This is a genomic window from Streptomyces sp. YJ-C3 (assembly GCF_053891275.1).
Genome location: NZ_CM132685.1, coordinates 4,149,923 through 4,167,743, shown reverse-complemented (window position 1 = coordinate 4,167,743; position 17,821 = coordinate 4,149,923). Strand labels below are relative to the sequence as shown.

Below are 17,821 nucleotides of genomic sequence, written 5' to 3'. Positions count from 1 at the left end.
GCCCAGCGCCGCAGGACCGGCGCCCCAGAGCGGGATGACCATCACCTTCCGGCCCGACCCCGAAATCTTCGGGTCGACAGAGCTCTCCTTTCCCGCACTGGCAGAACGCTTCAGGGAACTGGCCTTGCTGAACGGGGACCTGGCCATCACCATGCGCGACGAGAATGATCCCGGCCGGCCACGGTCGGAAAGCTTCCGCTTCCCGGACGGGGCACGCTCCCCCGTGGCCTTCCTCGACGCGGAGACACGCACACCGCTCCACACTGACGTGATCCACTTCGAGCGGTCAGACCCACAGGTGGCGGCCACCATGGAGGTCGCCCTCAGGTGGTGCACCTCCCGACAGGAGCACGTCCGGAGCTTCGCCAACAGCCGATCCACTCCTCAGGGCGGCACGCACCTGGAGGGTTTCCGGCGCGGGGTGACCGCTGCGATCAACGCCTGTGCGCGGAGGATGCGCCTGCTGTCGACAGCCGACGCCGATCTCAGCTCCGCTTCCGTCAGCGAAGGTCTGACAGCGGTCGTCTCGGTGAAGGTGGACAGCCCGGAGTTTCATGGGGCCACACGGGGTGGACTGAGCAACACTTCTGTACGTTCCTGCATGGAGACAGCCGTCCGAGAGCACCTCGGCACCTGGCTGGAGGAGCACCCGCCGCAGGCCGCGACCATCATCACCCGCATCATCCAGAGCGTTAGGGACATCTGAGGCGCGGCGGCACCAACACATCCCCGCCTCTTCAAGCGGCCCTCTCCGCGACCTGCGTGCGCAGTGCCTCCAGCAGCCAGTCGTGGGCCGATCCCGGTGTCGGTTCCGGGCGGCGTCCCACCGGGGTGATCACCTGGGTCACCAGCTCCCAGTAGTGGTCGATCCGTGGGTCGTTGGAGAGCTGCCGCGCCAGTTGCCGGCGGAAGCCGGGGGTGTCGCGCCCGCCCTGGACGCGTGCGTAGGTGTCCACGAATCCGTCGAGCGCCTGGCCTGCTCGCGGGGACCGCTCGGCGCGCAGCTCAGGGCGGGCCAGGTCGTAGGCCTCCGCCAACCCCGCGTAGAGGATGGCCATGTCGCGCGGGCTCGCGTGCTGGTGGGCCGCGGGCTGCGTGGGCCGGTCCGGTGTGCACGGGCGGGATACGAAGGCGTGGAGGCGGGCGAAGGCGAGGACATGGTGCGGGTGGGGCGTCTCCGGGATCGGGGGGACGGTGGCGTCGAGGAACGCGGCCATCGCTTTGGCGGGCATGCGCACGGGCAGCCAGGCGCGCCAGAACCTGGCCATCGCCTGCGTGCTCGGCGGGGTGCTCACGGCGCCGATCAGCCGTAGCCGCTCGGCACGTTCCTCGGGCGGGCAGGTGTGGACGAGGTGGAGTGCGGCCTCCTGCCAGCGCAGCGCGCTGAGCTGGGAGCCGAGCGTGCTCAGTTGGGCGGCGACCGCGTCCTCGAACGCCGTCCCGGCACCGTCGTCCTCCGCCTCGTCCAGCACCCGGCGCACTTGCGGGAGTGCGAGTCCGAGGCCGCGCAACGAGCGGATCAGGCGCAGTTGTTCCAACGCGTCGGGGCCGTAGCGGCGGTGCCCACCGCTGCTGCGCGGGCGCTCAGGGAGCAGTCCGCGCTCGGAGTAGAAGCGGACCGTCTTGACCGTGGTGGCCGCGCGCTCGGCGAGCTCACCGATGCTCCACGACCCGTCGTCCGGAAACAGCACTTGAACCTCCCTCAAGGGGAGTTACTAACCTACCCGCGAGCGAGCCCGAAAGCCGGTCCCGTCGGTTTCGGGGCACATCGAGCAGGGAGAGGGCATGAGCGTTTTCGTTCTGGTTCCAGGGTTCTTCAACGGCGCCGAGGTGTGGGCGGGGGTGGCCCGGCGTCTGGAGGCGACGGGTGCCGAGGTGCACGCGGTCGACCTCACGGACGCCGACGGTACCGGTCGTGGCGGTCCCGGTGACGGCGTCGTCCTCGGCACACATGTCGAGCGGGTCGTCGCGGCCATCGACGGCGCCGGGGCGGGTACAGGGCGCGACATCGTGCTCGTCGGACACGACTACGGCGTGTACCCGGCACTGGGCGCGGCGGACTGCCGTGCGGAGCGGATCGACCGCATCGTCTACGTGGATGCCGCCGTGCCGGGCGACGGCATGCCGGCCCTGTCGGCCGTGCCGGACCAGTCCCTGCGCGCGCAACTGGCCTCCGGCAGCGCTCAGGGCGATACGTTGCCGGTGCCCGCGCCCGATGACTGGCAGCTCTGGGGCAGCACCCGGGGTGTTCCCGCCGCCGAACTGGAGCGGCTCACCGCCCTGTCCTCGCCGCAGCCTCTGGGCACCTTGGTCCAGCCGTTGAAGTTGACGGGTGAGGCGGCCGCCATCCCCACCACCGGTGTCCTGTGCCACTTCAACGGCTCGAGCATCGAGTCGGTCCGGACACTGGTCCGTCTCGGCAATCCGGCCCTTCAAGCGCTGGTGCACCCGGATGTGACCTTCTTCGAACTGCCCACCGGACACTGGCCGATGCTGTCCTGTCCCGACGACTTCGCCGAGACGCTCGTCAAGGCGGCGGCCGGTGAGGGTGAACGCCTCGGCACCCCGCAGGACGGGGAGACCCGGCCGGCCGAGGAGCCGCGCTCCTTCCTCCTCGACGTGCCGCCCCTTGCCCGCGAACGGCACGGCGATCTCGACCTGTATCTCCCCCGCGAGCCGGCGGACGAGCCGCTGCCGGCGGTGCTGTTCGTGCACGGCGGGCCCGTGCCGCGCGGGATGCAGCCGACGCCCCGCGACTGGCCGGTGCTCACCGGCTACGGCCGCTACGCGGCCTCGCGCGGAGTGGTGGGCGCCACCCTGGACCACCGCCTGCACGACGTGACGGACTACGCCGTGGCCGCGACGGACCTGGCCGAGGGAGTGGCGGCCCTGCGGGCCGATCCCCGTGTCGACGCGGAGCGGATCGCGCTGTGGTTCCTGTCCGGGAGCGGGCCCCTGACCGCCGAGTGGCTGGACGGGCCTCCGGCCTGGCTGCGTTGTCTCGTCGCCTGCTACCCGATCATGGCGCCGCTGCCGAACTGGGGTGTGCCCGTCGGCCGTTTCCGTCCGGCCCTGGCAGTCCCGGCCGCCGCCGCGCTCCCCCTTGTCGTTCTCCGCCCGGAGCTGGAGCAGCCCGTGATCGCGGCGACGGTGGACGAGTTCCTGCAGGCGGCGGCCGCCCACGACAAGAAGGTCGAGGTGATCGACGTGCCCCGGGCACGCCACGGCTTCGAGGACCTCGATCACACCGAGGAGGCGCGTGATGCCGTGCACCGCGCGATGACGCACGTCCTCCACTGCCTCCTCACCGGGGCCACCGACTGACCGGCCGGAGTCGGACAGCGGGGCAGTCGCAGACCGGGGTCGCGCATGACGTCCGACAGCCGCGGGTGTTCAGGGGCTCAGCTGGTGACAGCCGCGGCGCTTCCCGCGGAGATCGCGGCCATGGTCCGCATGACGGCGCTGTTCACCGCTTCGGCGCCCCAGCTGACCTGCTCCAGCTCCTTGGCGCGCCGGTAGACCTTGCCCGACCAGGGGATGGAGCGGTGCAGGCTGGGCAGGGTGCCGCTCGCGGAGAGCAGCCCGACCAGTGCTGCGGTACGGGCGTCGGGCTCCGCGTTGTCCACCAGGACCGCCCGCACCTTCTCGACCAGGGCCTTCTTGTACTCGGTGTCCACGATCGTCGTCGACGTCGAGGAGAAGACACCCAGCCGCTTCTTCTTCTCCCGGCGCAGCATGCCTCGCTCGACGAGCCGGTCCAGCACGGTCCCGCGCAGCCCGGTGCCGATCTCGATGAGAAGGGTCTGGACACCGCGCAGCCGTTCGGCGACCTTGCCGTGGGCGCTTTGGAGCAACGGGTCGATGAGCGGCGCACCGGCGACGGCGTGCACCTTCAGGCCGTTCAGCCCGGCATCGTTCTCGTCGACCCTGACACGCCCTTTGAGACCGAGCTCGACGAGCACGGCGCCGCCCAGGGTGTAGTAGAGCGTGCCCTCTCCTGCGATGGTGCCCGACTTGTCGTCCAACATCAGCAGCAACAGGTCCTCGACGAGAGCGGCTCGTTCTGCTTGGTCTGCCTCTGCATGGTCAGCCTTTCCGGCCGGTGTCATCGGGTGGTTCGGTTTGTGTGTAGGGGTTCGGATGGCGGTGTGCGGTGTCAGGAACAGGGGCCCTCGTGTCCCAGCCTGCCCCGCACGGCCGGTGAACGCCCGCCCATGGAGCCGGTCCGGCTCACAGACTCCATCCTCGTGATCGGCAGGTCCGCGCCCCCGATCGCGTGCCTGAAGGCCATCGACAGCCCGGCGGCGTGGCGGGCGGGGTCGAAGGCGTCACGGCGGGTGGCTGCGAGGAACGTGGCACGCCCGGTACAGGGCGAGCATCTGCTGGGCGCGCGCCCGGTCGCCATCGGTGAGCCGGTCCATGGTGCGGGTCCTTTCCATGACGGGCGAGGCGCCCGGCCGGAGCTGTCACCGCCCACCGCACACTGTGCCGCCGCGGCACAGTCAAGAAGCACATGACGCGCGCCGCCCTCCATGCCCGCCCGCATCCGACGGGCTTGACCGTGCCGCTGCGGCATGGTGTGCGCTGGAACCATGGCCTGGAGCACCCGAGAGATCGCCGAGCTCGCCGACGTCAGCCTGCGGGCGGTCCGGCACTATCACGAGGTCGGGCTGCTGTCCGAGCCCGAGCGGCGCAGCAACGGCTACAAGCAGACGGCGTCGCGCACCTGCTCCGCCTGCTGCGCATCAAGCGGCTGACCGACATCGGGTTCTCGCTGCCGCAGATCGCCGCCATGGGCGAAGGCGACGAGCATCCGGTGGAAGCGCTGCACACGCTCGACGCCGAACTCGCGGCCATCATCGAGCGCCTCCGGCGGGCCCGTGCCGAACTCGCCCTGATCCTGCGCCAGTCACTGCCGGCCGACCTGCCCGGCGAGCCGGCACCGGCCGCCCGGTCGGCCATGTCTGCTGCCGACCGCTCCTTGTGCACCGTGATGACGCGCGTCGTCGGGCCCGCCCCGCGACAGGCCTACGCCGACGTGATGCGGGACCACTCGGACGACGAGGTGGACAGGGAGTTCGCGCTGCTGGGCACCGACTCGGACGAGCGGACCCGTCAGGATCTCGCCGCGCGCATGCTGCCCGGCACCCGGAAACTGTTCGCCGAGCACCCGGACCTGGCCACAGCCCACGTCGACACCCCTCGCGGCGAGACGTACGCGAGGAAGACGATCGGGACGGCCCTGAGCGAGCTGTACAACCCCGCACAGATCCGGTGATCGCGGCGATCAGGCGTGCGGCGGCGTCCGGCACATCCGGGTCCTGGTAGGCCGCCTCACGCAGGCTCAACGTGATGTTCGGGGCGGCTTGGCCGGTCGGCGACCCGCCGATACCGCTCCGGCCGTCCCGCTGCCTCTCGGGCGACCGATGCGGGCGGACCGGGCCGAGCCAGTTCCTGCGGTGGCGCTTCACCGTCGCGGTCGTCGTCGCCGTGTCAGCCGACGAGCAGCACGAGCTTTCCGCGCATGTGACCGTTCTCGCCGACACGATGCGCCTCCGCTACCGCGGCGAGCGGAAACGTCTGCGCGACCGGGAGCGAGAAACGCCCGGTGTCGACCAACTCGCCGATCTCGGCCAGCACATGGACCGCGCGGCCGGAATCTCCACGGCTGAACCTCACGCCGTGCTCCTGCGCGCCCATGAAGTCGGCGACCGTCAGGACGTGTTCCGGGCCACCCACGAGCCCGATGAGTTCGGGCAGCACCCCGCTTCCGGCGACGTCGAGCGCGAGGTCGACGCCGTCGGGCGCGAGCGCGCGGACCCGGTCGACGAGACCCTCGCCGTACGCGACAGGCTCGGCCCCCAACGCGCTCAGGTACGCGTGGTTCGCCGGACTGGCCGTGCCGATCACGCGCGCACCGCGCACGACGGCGAGTTGAACGGCGGCGCTGCCGACGCTTCCGGAGGCGCCGTTGACGAGCAGCGTGCTGCCGTTCTCGACGCCGAGTTGGTCGAGCGCGCGCGTGGCCGTCTCGATGGCGGCCGGCAACGCGGCGGCTCCGGGGAAGTCGAGTGACCGAGGGATCGGCGCGTAGAAGGACAGCAGGGCCCGTTCGGCCTGAGCCGCCCCCTCGACGGAGAAGCCGAACACCCGGTCACCGACGGCCGCGTCCGTCACGCCCTCGCCGATTTCGTCGACGACGCCCGCGGCTTCGTACCCCATCGTCTGCGGGAGCTCGGGATCCATCTGGCCGCTGCGCTTCTTCCAGTCGCTCGGGTTGATCCCGGCCGCGCGCACCGCGATCCGCACCTGCCCTGGGCCCGGATGCGGATCGGGGAGATCGACGATCTCGAGGACCTCCGGGCCCCCGAACCGGCTGAAGCGGGCTGCCTTCATCGATCGCTCCCCTCTCGCCCCGAAAGTGTCGCGCTTGCAGCGCACTCGACGACAGCGAACCTCGTTCGCCACGATGGCTCCAGGTTACAAGCGACGATCTTGGACCGCACCGCCGACCAGACCGTTCGGAAAGCATCCAGCCGGTCACGGGGCCGTTCGCTGGCGTACGTCGGGGAGGGTCTGCAGGCTCTACGGAGAGGAGTGGTGGCACATGTTCCACGCGCACTACTCCCCATTCCGTGCGGCCGGCTTCTCCCTCTCCGGCCGAACGATCGCCGTGGCGACGAGCAGCAACCTCTCCCTGTGGACGCGTGGAACTGTTAAAGCCCCAGCACCTCGCCGTACTTGATGGCCCCGTGGGGCAGGGCGAATCCGAACGGAGTCAGCGACTTGCCCACCGGGTACGTCTCCTCCGTGCTGCTCGGCACGAACCAGACGCCGCCCGACCTGGGCTCACCGGCGTTCTCCCCGGGCGCGCTCACCGCGGTGTCCCACAGGCCGTCGTGGTTGTAGTCGCCGACGGCCACCTGGGCGCCGAAGCGGTCGCCGGCCTCGGCAGTGCCGGGCATGTTCGTGGTGCTCTGGCTGCGGGCCAGACCGCCGTAAAGGCCCTGCTCCGTGCCGTTCAGGGTGACGTAGCCGCCCGCGTCCTTGACGGTGCCCACGTCCTCGCCGGGTACGCCGACGACCAGTTCCGGACGGCTGTCGCCGTTCAGGTCGCCCGCGGCCAGCGCGGCGCCGAAGTCGTCGCCCTCCTCGGCGGCGCCGCCGACCTCCGGGCTCGACTGGGTGATGCACTGGCTCTCTGCGCCGAAGTGCGCGGTCCTCGAGCCCTTGAGCACGAGCACCGCACCGCCGAGCCGGTTCTCGCAATGCGTGGTCTCCGACTCGGGGTTGGGCTGGACGAGGCCGATCGCGAGGTCCTCCGTACCGTCCCGGTCGAAGTCTGCGGCGGCGAGCGAGCTGCCACGGTCGGCGTCGGCCCACCACTGGGCGGGCTTGGCCCGGCCGTCCCAGCGCGTGATGAAGGTGCCGGAGTCCTCCATGGCCCTCCAGGTGGTGGCGAGGTCGTCCCGGCCGTCGCCGTCGAAGTCGCCGGTGGCCAGGTCGACGGTGCCGCCCCCCATGCCGTAGCTGCGCAGGGTGGTGGTGGTCGCCTGGTCGGTGGTGAGCGGGCCCGGGCGGAACCGGAGCGAGCCGTGCTCCTCGCCGCTCTCGCCGTAGGCAAGGTCGGTGACGCCGTCGCCGTCGTAGTCGCCCGTGGCGATGGTGCTGCCGATCTTGCTGAACTCGGACGTGCCCCTGGCCAGGGTGGTGCCCTTGACGTTCCATCCCGAGCCGTCCAGGACCGTGATGGTGCCCTCGTCCCTGAGCTGTTCGGAGGTGAGCGACTCGCCGCTCGCGCCGACAACGAGCTCGAAGACGCCGTCACCGTTCACGTCGACAGGTGCCACGGAGGACCCGAAGCGGTCGCCCGCCTCGGGCGTGCCGGGGATGCCGGCCTCGGCCTGGCTGATCACACCGGTGGACTGGCTCGGGCTCTGCGGGCCGCCATAGATCACGCTGACGTAGCCGGCCTTGACCTTGCCGTCCACCGTGGCGTCGGGCATGCCGACAGCGATGTCCGCGTATCCGTCGCCGTTGAAGTCGAACCGCGGAGTCGTTGCGGCGGCGGCGCTCCCGGCGAGCGGCAGGGTCAGACCGGCGGCGGTGAGGGCCGCTGCGGCGGCGGTGACGGCCAGGGTGCGTGCACGCACGAGGGAACTCCCGTAGTCGAAGGGGGCAATGAGAGCGACGGATCTCGGAGATGTGACTCACGAGGTGCACGAAGGGTTGCGTGACGGCAGCCGAAGATCCACGGCCTCGTGGGGAGCGGGGCGCTGCCTCAGAAGGGAACGGCCAGCCCGGCTTCGCGCAGCTGGTGCAACGCCCGGCCCATGCACTCGGCGACGGAGGAACCATCGGCTCGCATGCCGGCGGACAACGGCCCGCCGCCGGCAGCGAAGGTCCACGCCGGCAGGCCGTCGCGCAGGCGCTCCGCGTCGACCCGGATCATGGCCCCCACGCCCTGCTCGCCCAGCCATTCCAGGATGAGCAGCGTCGCATCCTCGACGCCGCTCTCCAGGTCCACCTTGGGCCGGCGCCCCATCCCTTTCCCCATGGCCACAACACTACTCAGAGTGCCGAATGGCCCTCATCGTGCACCCCGCCCCGGGATTCGTCCCGCCGGATCTGCGCCGTTCGCCACCCTGTGCCACCGTTTGAGAAGAGAGCGAGGCGTGCGCACCCCCCAGAGCGCCGCCTCCCACTCGAGACGGCAGAAAGGTGACGTCGCCATGAAGCTCAAGGACGAGCTGCCCACGGACCACAAACTGGCTCAGGTGTACCGATGGGGCGCCGCGTTCTGCGGCGTCGTACTGCTGGTCTTCGGATGCCTGGGCTTCGCCGATCAGCTCAGCCCCTTCGACACCGACGGCAGCCACATCGCCGGGCTGAGCACGAACGGCGTCCTCAGCCTCATCTCCGTCATCGTCGGCCTGGCCCTCGTCGTCGGTGCCGTCATCGGTGGAAACTTCGCGTCGACCCTGAACATGACTGTCGGGACGCTCTTCCTGATCAGCGGCTTCGTCCATGTGTTCATCCTCGACAAAGGCGCCAACGTCCTGGACTTCGGCATCTCGAACGTCATCTTCAGCTTCGTGATGGGCCTCGTGATTCTCGTCTTCGGGATGTACGGCCGCGTCTCCAGCCGGCTGCCGCACGACAACCCCTACTGGAAGCGGCGTCACCCCCGGGAAGCCGCCCGCGAGGCCGCGGCCGCACGTCGTGCCGCTTCGCCCGCCCTGGCCAAGAGTCCGGGCGCCCTTCCTCACGGCACGAAGTAGCCGTCGGAACGCCGGGCCGCTCAGCCACCCCGGTGACACGGGCAGCCGTACAATTTGAGGTCGAATGACCCCGGGAGACACGACCCGGGGGCGGCGACGATGCGAGGGGGACCCGTGCCAGGGCAGCGGTCCATCAGCGAGGCGGAGAAGCTCGCGGAGGCGAAGCTCGGCGGCATCGCGATCCGCCGAGAGCAGATGGCCGCCGTGGCGAACATCTACCGGGCCGCGTCCGCCGTGCGCCAGCATCTGGAGAACTCGGTACTGCGCGGCTCCGACCTCACCTGGACCGCGTTCGTGGTGCTGTGGGTGGTCTGGGTCTGGGGCGAGTCGGAGACCCGGCACGTCGCCGAGGAGGCGGGCATCTCCAAGGGGACCCTGACCGGCGTGGCCCGCACGCTGGAGTCGCGCGGGCTGCTGGCCCGTGCCGGTCATCCCACCGACGGACGGCTCGTGCTGCTCACCCTCACCGAAGAGGGCGAGGCCTTCATGCGTCAGGTGTTCCCGGCGTTCAACGACGAGGAGGCGTTCGTCACGTCGCGGCTCAGCGACGACGAGTGCCGCAGTCTCGCCGACGGGCTGCGCAAGGTGGTGCTCCAGGTCGAGGAGGGCGGCGAGGAGCGTCGCCAGTCGCTGCTGAACGGCGAGGCCCCCTCGCCCCGCCGCAGCGGGCGCCGCTCCAAGGGCTGAGCCGGCGAAGACTCGACCGGCTCTCTGTCAGCCCCTTTCGGCCGCGGCCTGTACCAGCGCGTCGAAGAGGCGCTGCTGGGCCGGATCCTCGTGCGCGGTGTCCTCCGGGTGCCACTGCACGGCCACGAACAGGGCGCCGGCGTCGGTGAGTTCGACTCCCTCGATCGTTTGGTCGGCGGCGCGGGCGGTGACGTGGAGCCCCTCCCCCAGGCGGTCCACGTGCTGGTGGTGGTAGCAGGAGGCCTCCGTCTTGTCCGCCCCGGTGATACGGGCCAGGGCCGAGCCGGGGGCCAGGGAGACGGGGTGGCGGACGTGGCGGTGTTCGCTTCGGGGGCCGCCCATGTCCTGGTGGAGTGTCCCGCCCAGAGCGGTGTTGACCACTTGGAGGCCCCGGCAGATCGCCAGCAGCGGCAACCCGCCCGACAGTGCCTGCCGGGCGACTTCCAGGTCGAACGCGTCCTGGAGGTCGTCGACGTCGTAGACGGTCTCGTGTGCGTGGGGCGCGCTGTATCGGTGCGGTGCCAGGTCGCCGCCGCCGGGGAGCAGGACTCCGTCGAAGCGGGCGAGCCGGGTGGCCACGTCGCTCTCGGCCGGATCGGCGGGGTGCAGGGTGACCGGTTCGCCGCCCGCCCGCCAGACGGCCTCGATCAGGGCGCGGGCGTTGACCTCTGCGGCGTAGCGCAAGGCTGATGTGGTGGCGGAGAAGCGCGCGGGGATCGCGATGAGCGGGCGTACGGGCGTCGTCACAGCTGGATCCAGGTCGTCTTCAGTTCCATGTACTTGTCCAGGGCGTGGGCGGACTTGTCGCGTCCGTTGCCCGACTGCTTCATGCCGCCGAAGGGGACGGTCAGGTCGCCCTCCTCGTAGCAGTTGACCCACACCGTGCCGGCCTTCAGGGCGCGCGAGACCTGGTGCGCGGTCGACAGGTCGGAGGTCCACAGACCGGCCGCGAGGCCGTACTCGGTCGCGTTGGCGAGGGCGACGGCCTCGTCGAGGTCGTCGAAGGTGAGCACGGAGAGGACCGGGCCGAAGATCTCCTCGCGGGCGAGCCGGCTGTCCGGGGCGACCTGGTCGAAGACGGTGGGTTCGAGGTAGGTACCGCCGGTCTCGGGGAGGGTGCGGGCGCCGCCCGTGCGGACGCGGGCTCCGTCGTCGGCGCCCGCGCGGACGTGGTCGAGTACGCGGGCGAGGTGGTGCTCGCCGACGAGGGCGCCCATCTCGGTGGCCGGGTCGAGCGGGTCGCCGACGCGCAGGGCGCGGGCGCGGGCCACGACGGCTTCGGTGACCTGTTCGGCGACGGACGTGTGGACGAGGAGGCGGGAGGGCGCGGTGCACATCTCGCCCTGGTTGAAGAAGATGCCCCAGGCGGCGGTGGCGGCGGCCTTCCCCAGGTCGGGGGCGTCGGGAAGGATGATGTTCGGTGACTTGCCGCCCAGTTCGAGCCAGACCCGCTTGAGGTTGGAGTCGGCCGCGTAGTGCAGGAACCGGCGGCCGACCGCCGTGGATCCGGTGAAGGCCAGGACGTCGACGTCGGGGTGCAGGCCGAGTGCGCGGCCGGCCACCGGGCCGGTGCCGTTGACGACGTTGAGCACGCCCGGCGGCAGTCCGGCCTCCAGGGCGATGCGGCCCAGGAGCAGGGCCGACAGGGGCGAGTTCTCCGAGGGTTTGAGGACCACGGTGCAGCCGGCGGCCAGCGCCGGGGCGATCTTCCAGCCGGCCAGGGTCAGCGGGAAGTTCCAGGGCACGACCGCGCCGACGACACCGGCGGGCTCGCGGGTGACGAGGGCGAGGGCGTCGTGCGGGGTGTGCGGGGACGCGTCGGTGAGTTTGTCGGCGAGCTGGCCGTACCAGCGGAAGGTGTTGATGACGGCGCGGAGTTCGATGTCGTGGGCGTCGGTGACGGGCTTGCCCATTTCGAGGCTGACGGTGAGCGCGAGCTCCGCCCGGTGTTCGTCGAGGAGTTCGGCTGTGCGGATCAGGACGCGGCCGCGTTCGGCGGGTGCCATACGGGGCCAGGGGCCCTGGTCGAAGGCGCGGCGTGCGGCGGCGACGGCGGCGTTCACCTCGGCCTCACCGCCGTCGGCGACCGCCGCGAGGACCTGACCGTCGCGTGGCGAGATCGTGGCGAACTCGGCGCCGCCGCCCGACTCGTCGGCGCCGTCGATGAGATGCGCGCCTGTCGGGTGGAACGCCTTGGCCCGCTCGAGCCATGTCTCATGGGTGGGGGTGGTCATGCGGTCCTCCAGAGAAGGGGCCGGAACGAAGGGGCCGGACAGGGGAAGGCGGAGCGAGTGGCGCCGACCGCTCGGCACGCGGCCGGGTCCCGCGTGCCGAGGGGAGGCGGGTCAGCCGGCTGCTCGACGCCGGAGACGTTCGTTGGCGACGCCGAGGGCGAGAACGACCGGGACCGTGAGCACCAGCCAGAGCGCGGTGCTCGTCTCGCCACCGATGAGGGTGGTGAAGTTGGCGAGGATGAGCCAGATCGCGCCCGCGATGCCGAGCGCGCCGAGCGCGGGGGCGATCAGCGTGTTCCAGAGGCGGTTGTCGACGCGACGGCGACGGAAGAACACGAGGACCGATATCGAGGTCAGCAGGTAGAGCAGCATCATCGCCAGGACGGCGAGGCCGCTGAACCAGGAGAAGAGGGTGAGCACCGGGTCCTTGCCGGCCAGCGCGAACGGCACGACCAGGAGCACGGCGACCACGGTCTGGACGCAGCCGGCCGTCCACGGTGCGTGCCGCGTGTTGAGGCGGCACAGCCGTGCGGGCAGCTGCCCGTCGCGGCCGAGGGCGAACAGATAGCGGTTGGCGGAGTTGTGGAAGGTCAGGATGCCGGCGAAGAGGGACGTGGCGAGGAGGATCGGCAGGACGTCGTCGACCCAGCCGCCGAACTGGTCGGCGATGGGGGCGAAGACGAACCCTGCCGAGTCCCCGGAGGCCAGCGCCTCCCCCGCGGCGCCGGGGGCCTTCGAGGCGCCGTAGGCCGAGATCAGCATCCAGGAGATGAGGGCGAAGAAGCCGGTGACGACGAGGACCGAGAGGTACGTGGCCCGGGGCACGGTCTTCTTCGGTTCCCTGGCCTCTTCCCCGTAGATGGCGGTGGCCTCGAACCCGAACATCGATGCCACGGCGAACATGACGGCGACTCCGGGTGCGCCCTGGAGCGCCGCCGACGGGGAGAAGCTGTCGGCCGCGCCGAGTCCTTCGGGACCGCCGCCCTTGAGCAGAGTGACCAGGCCGAAGACGAGCAGGATGCTGAACTCGGCGAGCACGAACACGGCCAGCACCTTGGCGCCCATCTCGATGCCCGCGGCGCCCAGCGCCTGCACCACGGCCATGGTGACCAGGGTGTACACCCACCACGGCAGGTCGAGGGCCGTGTGGTCGGCGACGAGCGCGGCGACGGTCGCGCCGTACAGCCCGTACATCGCCGCCTGGATGACGCAGTAGGCGAACAGCGCGACGCTCGCGCTGCCGGAGCCTGCGGTGCGGCCGAGTCCGGTGCCGATGTACGTGTAGAAGGCTCCGGCGTCCACGACGTGACGCCCCATGGCGACGAAGCCCACGGAGAAGAGCAGGATCACGGCTCCGGCCAGCACGTAGGCGGCCGGTGTGCCGGACCCGTTGCCGGTGGCGATCGAGATCGGGGCCGCTCCGGCGATGCCCGTCAGCGGGGCCTGACCGGACAGTACGAAGAAGAGGATGCCCAGAACGCCCAGGGCGTCGGGTTTGAGCGTGGCTGCAGTGGGGGCGTCCCGTACGGTCCGCTCGGCGGAAACCGTCTGACTGTCCACTCGGATCACCTGCCAGAAAGAGAGGAGGATCGTTTCAGGCCAAACGAGTTGCCTCATCGTCGGGCCGAACTATCCGTTTGACAAGGGGTCGAGGGCAGGGAATCCCGCGGCGACGGCGCTTCTTGCTCAGCCGTGCCCCGGCAGCGACGTGCCGGGCTCAGTCCGTGACCGGCTCCCCGGCCAGACGCTCCAGCAGGCCCCTGAGCTCCGCGAGCGCCTCTTCGGTCACCTCGCGCTCCCCGAAGGCCAGTTGGTGCAGGACCAGGCCCTCCAGTGCGGCGAAGACGAGCCGGGACATGCCGCGGCTCACCGGCCGGTCGAGGATGCGGGTCAACTCCCGCGCGCTGGCGCCGAAGTACTCCTCGTAGAGGCTGCGCAGCTGCGACAGCAGTTCGGGGCGACGGCGCGCCTCCAGCAGCAACTCGTACTGGAACGCCTGGAGTTCGGGGCCTGAGTCGACCATGTCGCCGAGTCCCGCCGCGAAGTCGGCCGGCTTGCCCGTGCCGATCTCGAGGGCGCTGCTGCTCAGCGAGGAGCGGATGGCATGGCTGACGGCCTCCTCGATCAGCGCGTCGCGCGAGCCGAAGTGGTGCACGACGAGCCCGTGGGTGACCCCGGCCTCCTGGGCGACGGCCCGGTAGGTGAGGCTGCGCAGACCGCCGCGGGCCACCACGCGGATCGCGGCGTCCAGCAGAGCGAGCCGTCCCGTGCCGTAGTTCGTGACGCGCTTGCGGGATCGGCGCTCACCGGCGGGCTCGACGGGGTCGGTCATGCCGTCGACCCTACCGGCGATCTCGCCGTCAGCGCTGCGGCGGCCTGATGCCACGGAACTCCCAGTCGCCGCCGAGCGCGGTGGACAGCACTTCCTCCGACTCGGTGGGCTGGGCCCCGACGTCGCCGCGGACGGCGGTGGGGCCCGTGACGATGTGGTTGGTGAGGCGTCCCAGGCCCTCGACCTCGACCTCGACGACATCGCCGGGCCGCACCGGCCGGGAGTTGGCGGGGGTGCCGGACAGCAGGACGTCTCCGGGGTACAGCGTGATGGTGCGGGCGATGTCGGCGACGAGGTAGTGCATATCCCACTTCATCTCGTCGGTCGAGCCGTCCTGGACGAGCTCGCCGTTGACGTACGTACGCAGCCGCTTGCCGTGGAAGTCCCAGTCGGTGACCAGGCCGGGGCCCAGCGGGCAGAGGGTGTCGGAGCCCTTGACGCGGAGCATGGATCCGGCGTCGGTGTCGCGGAAGTCGTGCAGTCCGTAGTCGTTGGCGACGGTGTAGCCGGCGATGTACTCCCCCGCGTCGGCCGGGGCGATGTTGCGCGCTGTCCTGCCGATGACGATGGCGACCTCGCCCTCGTAGTTGAGCCACTTGCAGCCTTCGGGGCGGACGACGGCGCCTTGGTGGCTGTTGAGCGCGGAGGTCGGCTTGTGGAAGTAGGTCGGGGTGTCCGGCAGGCCGATCCGGAACTCGTCCACGCGGCTGCGGTGGTTGAGGTGGACGGCGATCACCTTGGAGGGCACCACCGGCGGCAGGTGCCGGGCCTCGTCGGTCTTGACGCGGCGGCCGTCACCGGCGACGAGTTCGTCCCCGTCGACGGTGACCTCGACGGCGGCGCCGTCGAGGAGGATGCGGCGATATTCAGGGCGGGCAGACATGAGCGGGCCTTTCTAGGCGCGGCTGTGGGGAGTGCGGGGTGCGGTGGCGGCGGGGACTCCGGCGCCGGTCCAGCCGTCGGCGGGGCGGTCGAACCAGAGGTGCACCTGGCCGGTGCCGATCGCGTTCTCGTACGCGCCGTACTGGCGGCCCTTGGCGGTGCAGGCCCGTTCGCCGAGGGCGCCCGCCATCATCAGGTAGTGGAAGAACTTCGCCTCGGGCTTGTGCGTCCAGAACTCGTCCATGGTGTCGAGGACCTTGTCGTGGCGGCCCTCCGTGAACCAGTTGATGCGTTCGAGGTCGGCCTCCCGGGCCTCGGCGGTGTAGATGTGCGCCGGGTCGCTGGACTCGTGGTCGCGCAGTTCGCGCAGCGGCCAGAAGGTGTGCGACAGCGCGCCGGAGGCGATGAGGAGGACGCGGCGGCCGGGAGTGGCGGCGATACCGTCGGCCAGCGCGCGGCCCAGTCGCAGGTGGTCCTCCATGTCGCCGGTCTGGCAGACCCCGATGGTCACCCACCGCTTGTCCGCGAGGCCCTCGCCGAGGTACTTCCACAGGTTGATGGTGGCGTAGTAGATCGGCAGGTACGTGTCGTCGATCGCGGTGATCCAGGTGCCGTGCCGGTCGGCGAACTCGGCGATGTTGCGGGCGAGTTCGGGGTCTCCGGGGAAGTCGTAGGGCATGCGGCGCATGCCGCGCGGCAGCTCCTCGGAGGTGAACAGGCCCGCGCGGCGGTCCTGTGCGGTGACGACGAACTCGACGGTCGTCGCCCAATGGGAGTCCAGGACGACCACGGTGTCGTAGTCGTCGCGCTCGAAGACCTCCTTGCGCAGTTCCCGCAGGCCGGTGACGAGGGTGATCTCCTTGCCCTCGTTCAGCTCACGGCGGGTCTTCTCGGGGAGCACGACGGTGGGGACGTGGGCGAGCAGGCCCGCCCCGACGATCTCACCCATGGTCCTTCCATCCCTTCGGGGCGGTGACGGTGTTCTTCAGGTCGCAGTAGAAGTCGAAGCTCCAGATGCCGCCCTCGCGGCCGACGCCCGACTGGCGGGAACCGCCGAAGGGGGCCCGGAGGTCGCGGACGAAGAAGCAGTTGACCCAGACGGTGCCGGCGACGAGCTGAGCGGTGACGCGTTCCGCGCGCTCGGGATCACCGGTGGCGACGGTGGCGGCCAGGCCGAAGCGGGTGTCGTTGGCCAGGCGGACGGCCTCGTCCTCGTCGCCGAAGGTCTGCAGGGTCAGGACCGGGCCGAAGACCTCTTCCTGCACGATCTCGGATTCCTGGGCGACGTCGGTGAGCAGCGTCGGGGCGTAGTACTGGCCCTCGCCCCGGTGGCCGCCGATGACCGCGCGGGCGCCGGCCGCGACCGCCCGCTGCACGAAGCCGTCGATCTTCTCCAGTTGGCGGGGGTGGATGGTGGGGCCGATGTCGGTGGCTTCGTCGCGCGGGTCGCCCTGGTGGAGGAGGGCCGCCTTGTCGGTGAAACGGCGGGTGAACTCCTCGACGATCGGCTCCTCGACGAGGATGCGGGTCGCGGCGAGACAGACCTGGCCCGCGTTGTCGTACTGCTCGACGGCGAGGTCGACAGCCAGGTCGAGGTCGGCGTCGGCGAACACCAACAGTGGTGACTTGCCGCCGAGTTCGAAGCTGACCGGCGTGAGGTGCGGGGCGGCCGAAGCGGCGATGTGCCGGGCCGTGGGCACCGAGCCGGTGAAGCTGATGCGGCGGACGTCCGGGTGCGAGGTCAGCGCGTCGCCGATCTCGGAGCCGTATCCCTGCACGATGTTGAGGACACCGGCGGGCAGTCCGGCCTCGGCCGCGATGTCGGCGAGCAGCGAGGCGGTCAGCGGGGTCCATTCGGCGGGCTTGAGGACCACGGTGTTGCCGGCGGCGAGGGCCGGGGCGACCTTCCACGACTCCATCATCAGGGGCGCGTTCCACGGCGTGATGAGTACGCAGGGGCCCGCCGGGTCCCAGCTGACGTGGTTGGTGTGGCCGCGCGTCTCGAAGTCCTCGTGGTCGAGCTTCAGCAGCCAGTCGGCGAAGAAGCGGAAGTTGTGCGCGACGCGCGGCATGACGCCGCGGCGGTGCGAGCGCAGCAGGGCGCCGTTGTCGGTGGTCTCGACGATGGCGAGTTCTTCGAGGCGCTTCTCGACGCCGTCGGCCACGGCGTGCAGGATGCGGGCGCGCTCGGCGCGCGGGGTGGCGGCCCAGCCGGGGAAGGCGGCCTTGGCGGCGGCAACGGCCGCGGCGGCCTCGGCCGGAGTACCCCGGGAGATCTCGCCGAGGGCTGTCCCGTCGATGGGCGACGCATCGGTGAACGTGCCGGTGGAGGCGACGCGCCGGCCGCCGATCCAGTGGCGGGTGTCGACGGCGACCCCGGCGACCGTGAGGGTGTGCTCGGTCAT

Annotated in this window: 18 protein-coding genes; 6 read left to right on the top strand and 12 right to left on the bottom strand. The window is 71.0% G+C overall.

From position 1 onward, the window contains the following. The first annotated feature begins 34 nt into the window (after window positions 1-34). On the top strand, window positions 35-706 hold the full coding sequence (locus ACVHNB_RS18490) for a hypothetical protein (protein WP_456228648.1): 672 nt from the start codon (window positions 35-37) through the stop codon (window positions 704-706). A gap of 31 nt (window positions 707-737) precedes the next feature. On the opposite strand, the gene ACVHNB_RS18485 is transcribed toward ACVHNB_RS18490, so the two are convergent. Then, a complete protein-coding gene (locus ACVHNB_RS18485; protein ID WP_456228647.1) occupies window positions 738-1,691 on the bottom strand; it encodes a MerR family transcriptional regulator in 954 nt (317 codons plus the stop codon). Window positions 1,692-1,785: 94 nt separating this feature from the next. On the opposite strand from ACVHNB_RS18485, the gene ACVHNB_RS18480 reads away from it, so the two are divergent. After that, on the top strand, window positions 1,786-3,324 hold the full coding sequence (locus ACVHNB_RS18480) for an alpha/beta hydrolase (protein WP_456228646.1): 1,539 nt from the start codon (window positions 1,786-1,788) through the stop codon (window positions 3,322-3,324). A gap of 77 nt (window positions 3,325-3,401) precedes the next feature. On the opposite strand, the gene ACVHNB_RS18475 is transcribed toward ACVHNB_RS18480, so the two are convergent. Then, a complete protein-coding gene (locus tag ACVHNB_RS18475) occupies window positions 3,402-4,028 on the bottom strand; it encodes a GOLPH3/VPS74 family protein (protein WP_456228645.1) in 627 nt (208 codons plus the stop codon). Window positions 4,029-4,592: 564 nt separating this feature from the next. Between ACVHNB_RS18475 and ACVHNB_RS18470 the strand changes: the two genes are divergently transcribed. Then, window positions 4,593-4,757: a MerR family DNA-binding transcriptional regulator gene (locus ACVHNB_RS18470; protein ID WP_456228644.1), complete on the top strand. Its 165-nt coding sequence runs from the start codon at window positions 4,593-4,595 to the stop codon at window positions 4,755-4,757. Window positions 4,758-4,792: 35 nt separating this feature from the next. Further along, entirely contained in the window at window positions 4,793-5,278 is a 486-nt protein-coding gene (locus ACVHNB_RS18465; RefSeq protein WP_456228643.1) for a hypothetical protein, read from the top strand. Between the two features lie 215 nt (window positions 5,279-5,493). Here the strand turns inward: ACVHNB_RS18465 and ACVHNB_RS18460 are convergent, their stop codons facing one another. The 3 genes from ACVHNB_RS18460 to ACVHNB_RS18450 all read right to left on the bottom strand — a co-directional run bounded on the left by ACVHNB_RS18460 (window position 5,494) and on the right by ACVHNB_RS18450 (window position 8,527). After that, window positions 5,494-6,396, bottom strand: a complete 903-nt coding sequence (locus ACVHNB_RS18460; RefSeq protein ID WP_456228642.1) for an NADP-dependent oxidoreductase — start codon at window positions 6,394-6,396, stop codon at window positions 5,494-5,496. Window positions 6,397-6,716: 320 nt separating this feature from the next. Beyond that, complete coding sequence (locus ACVHNB_RS18455; RefSeq protein ID WP_456228641.1) at window positions 6,717-8,153, bottom strand: FG-GAP repeat protein; 1,437 nt, start codon at window positions 8,151-8,153, stop codon at window positions 6,717-6,719. A gap of 128 nt (window positions 8,154-8,281) precedes the next feature. Beyond that, window positions 8,282-8,527: a hypothetical protein gene (locus ACVHNB_RS18450; protein WP_456228640.1), complete on the bottom strand. Its 246-nt coding sequence runs from the start codon at window positions 8,525-8,527 to the stop codon at window positions 8,282-8,284. A gap of 205 nt (window positions 8,528-8,732) precedes the next feature. On the opposite strand from ACVHNB_RS18450, the gene ACVHNB_RS18445 reads away from it, so the two are divergent. Continuing rightward, a complete protein-coding gene (locus tag ACVHNB_RS18445) occupies window positions 8,733-9,281 on the top strand; it encodes a DUF4383 domain-containing protein (RefSeq protein WP_428950041.1) in 549 nt (182 codons plus the stop codon). A gap of 114 nt (window positions 9,282-9,395) precedes the next feature. Then, window positions 9,396-9,968, top strand: a complete 573-nt coding sequence (locus tag ACVHNB_RS18440) for a MarR family winged helix-turn-helix transcriptional regulator (RefSeq protein WP_428950042.1) — start codon at window positions 9,396-9,398, stop codon at window positions 9,966-9,968. Window positions 9,969-9,995: 27 nt separating this feature from the next. On the opposite strand, the gene ACVHNB_RS18435 is transcribed toward ACVHNB_RS18440, so the two are convergent. From ACVHNB_RS18435 to ACVHNB_RS18405, 7 genes are all read right to left on the bottom strand, one after another. After that, a complete protein-coding gene (locus tag ACVHNB_RS18435) occupies window positions 9,996-10,715 on the bottom strand; it encodes a gamma-glutamyl-gamma-aminobutyrate hydrolase family protein (protein ID WP_456228639.1) in 720 nt (239 codons plus the stop codon). Next, window positions 10,712-12,202 (bottom strand): aldehyde dehydrogenase, encoded by a 1,491-nt coding sequence (locus ACVHNB_RS18430; RefSeq protein ID WP_428950044.1) that lies wholly within the window; start codon window positions 12,200-12,202, stop codon window positions 10,712-10,714. Before ACVHNB_RS18430 ends, ACVHNB_RS18435 begins: the two co-directional genes overlap by 4 nt. Window positions 12,203-12,313: 111 nt before the next feature. Then, window positions 12,314-13,762 (bottom strand): APC family permease, encoded by a 1,449-nt coding sequence (locus ACVHNB_RS18425; RefSeq protein ID WP_456228638.1) that lies wholly within the window; start codon window positions 13,760-13,762, stop codon window positions 12,314-12,316. A 157-nt stretch (window positions 13,763-13,919) separates the two neighbouring features. After that, on the bottom strand, window positions 13,920-14,534 hold the full coding sequence (locus ACVHNB_RS18420; protein WP_428950046.1) for a TetR/AcrR family transcriptional regulator: 615 nt from the start codon (window positions 14,532-14,534) through the stop codon (window positions 13,920-13,922). A 28-nt stretch (window positions 14,535-14,562) separates the two neighbouring features. Then, window positions 14,563-15,417, bottom strand: coding sequence for a fumarylacetoacetate hydrolase family protein (locus ACVHNB_RS18415; RefSeq protein ID WP_428950047.1), 855 nt, complete (start codon window positions 15,415-15,417; stop codon window positions 14,563-14,565). Between the two features lie 12 nt (window positions 15,418-15,429). After that, window positions 15,430-16,365, bottom strand: a complete 936-nt coding sequence (locus ACVHNB_RS18410) for a 3,4-dihydroxyphenylacetate 2,3-dioxygenase (RefSeq protein WP_428950048.1) — start codon at window positions 16,363-16,365, stop codon at window positions 15,430-15,432. Continuing rightward, a complete protein-coding gene (locus tag ACVHNB_RS18405; RefSeq protein ID WP_428950049.1) occupies window positions 16,358-17,821 on the bottom strand; it encodes an aldehyde dehydrogenase in 1,464 nt (487 codons plus the stop codon). Before ACVHNB_RS18405 ends, ACVHNB_RS18410 begins: the two co-directional genes overlap by 8 nt.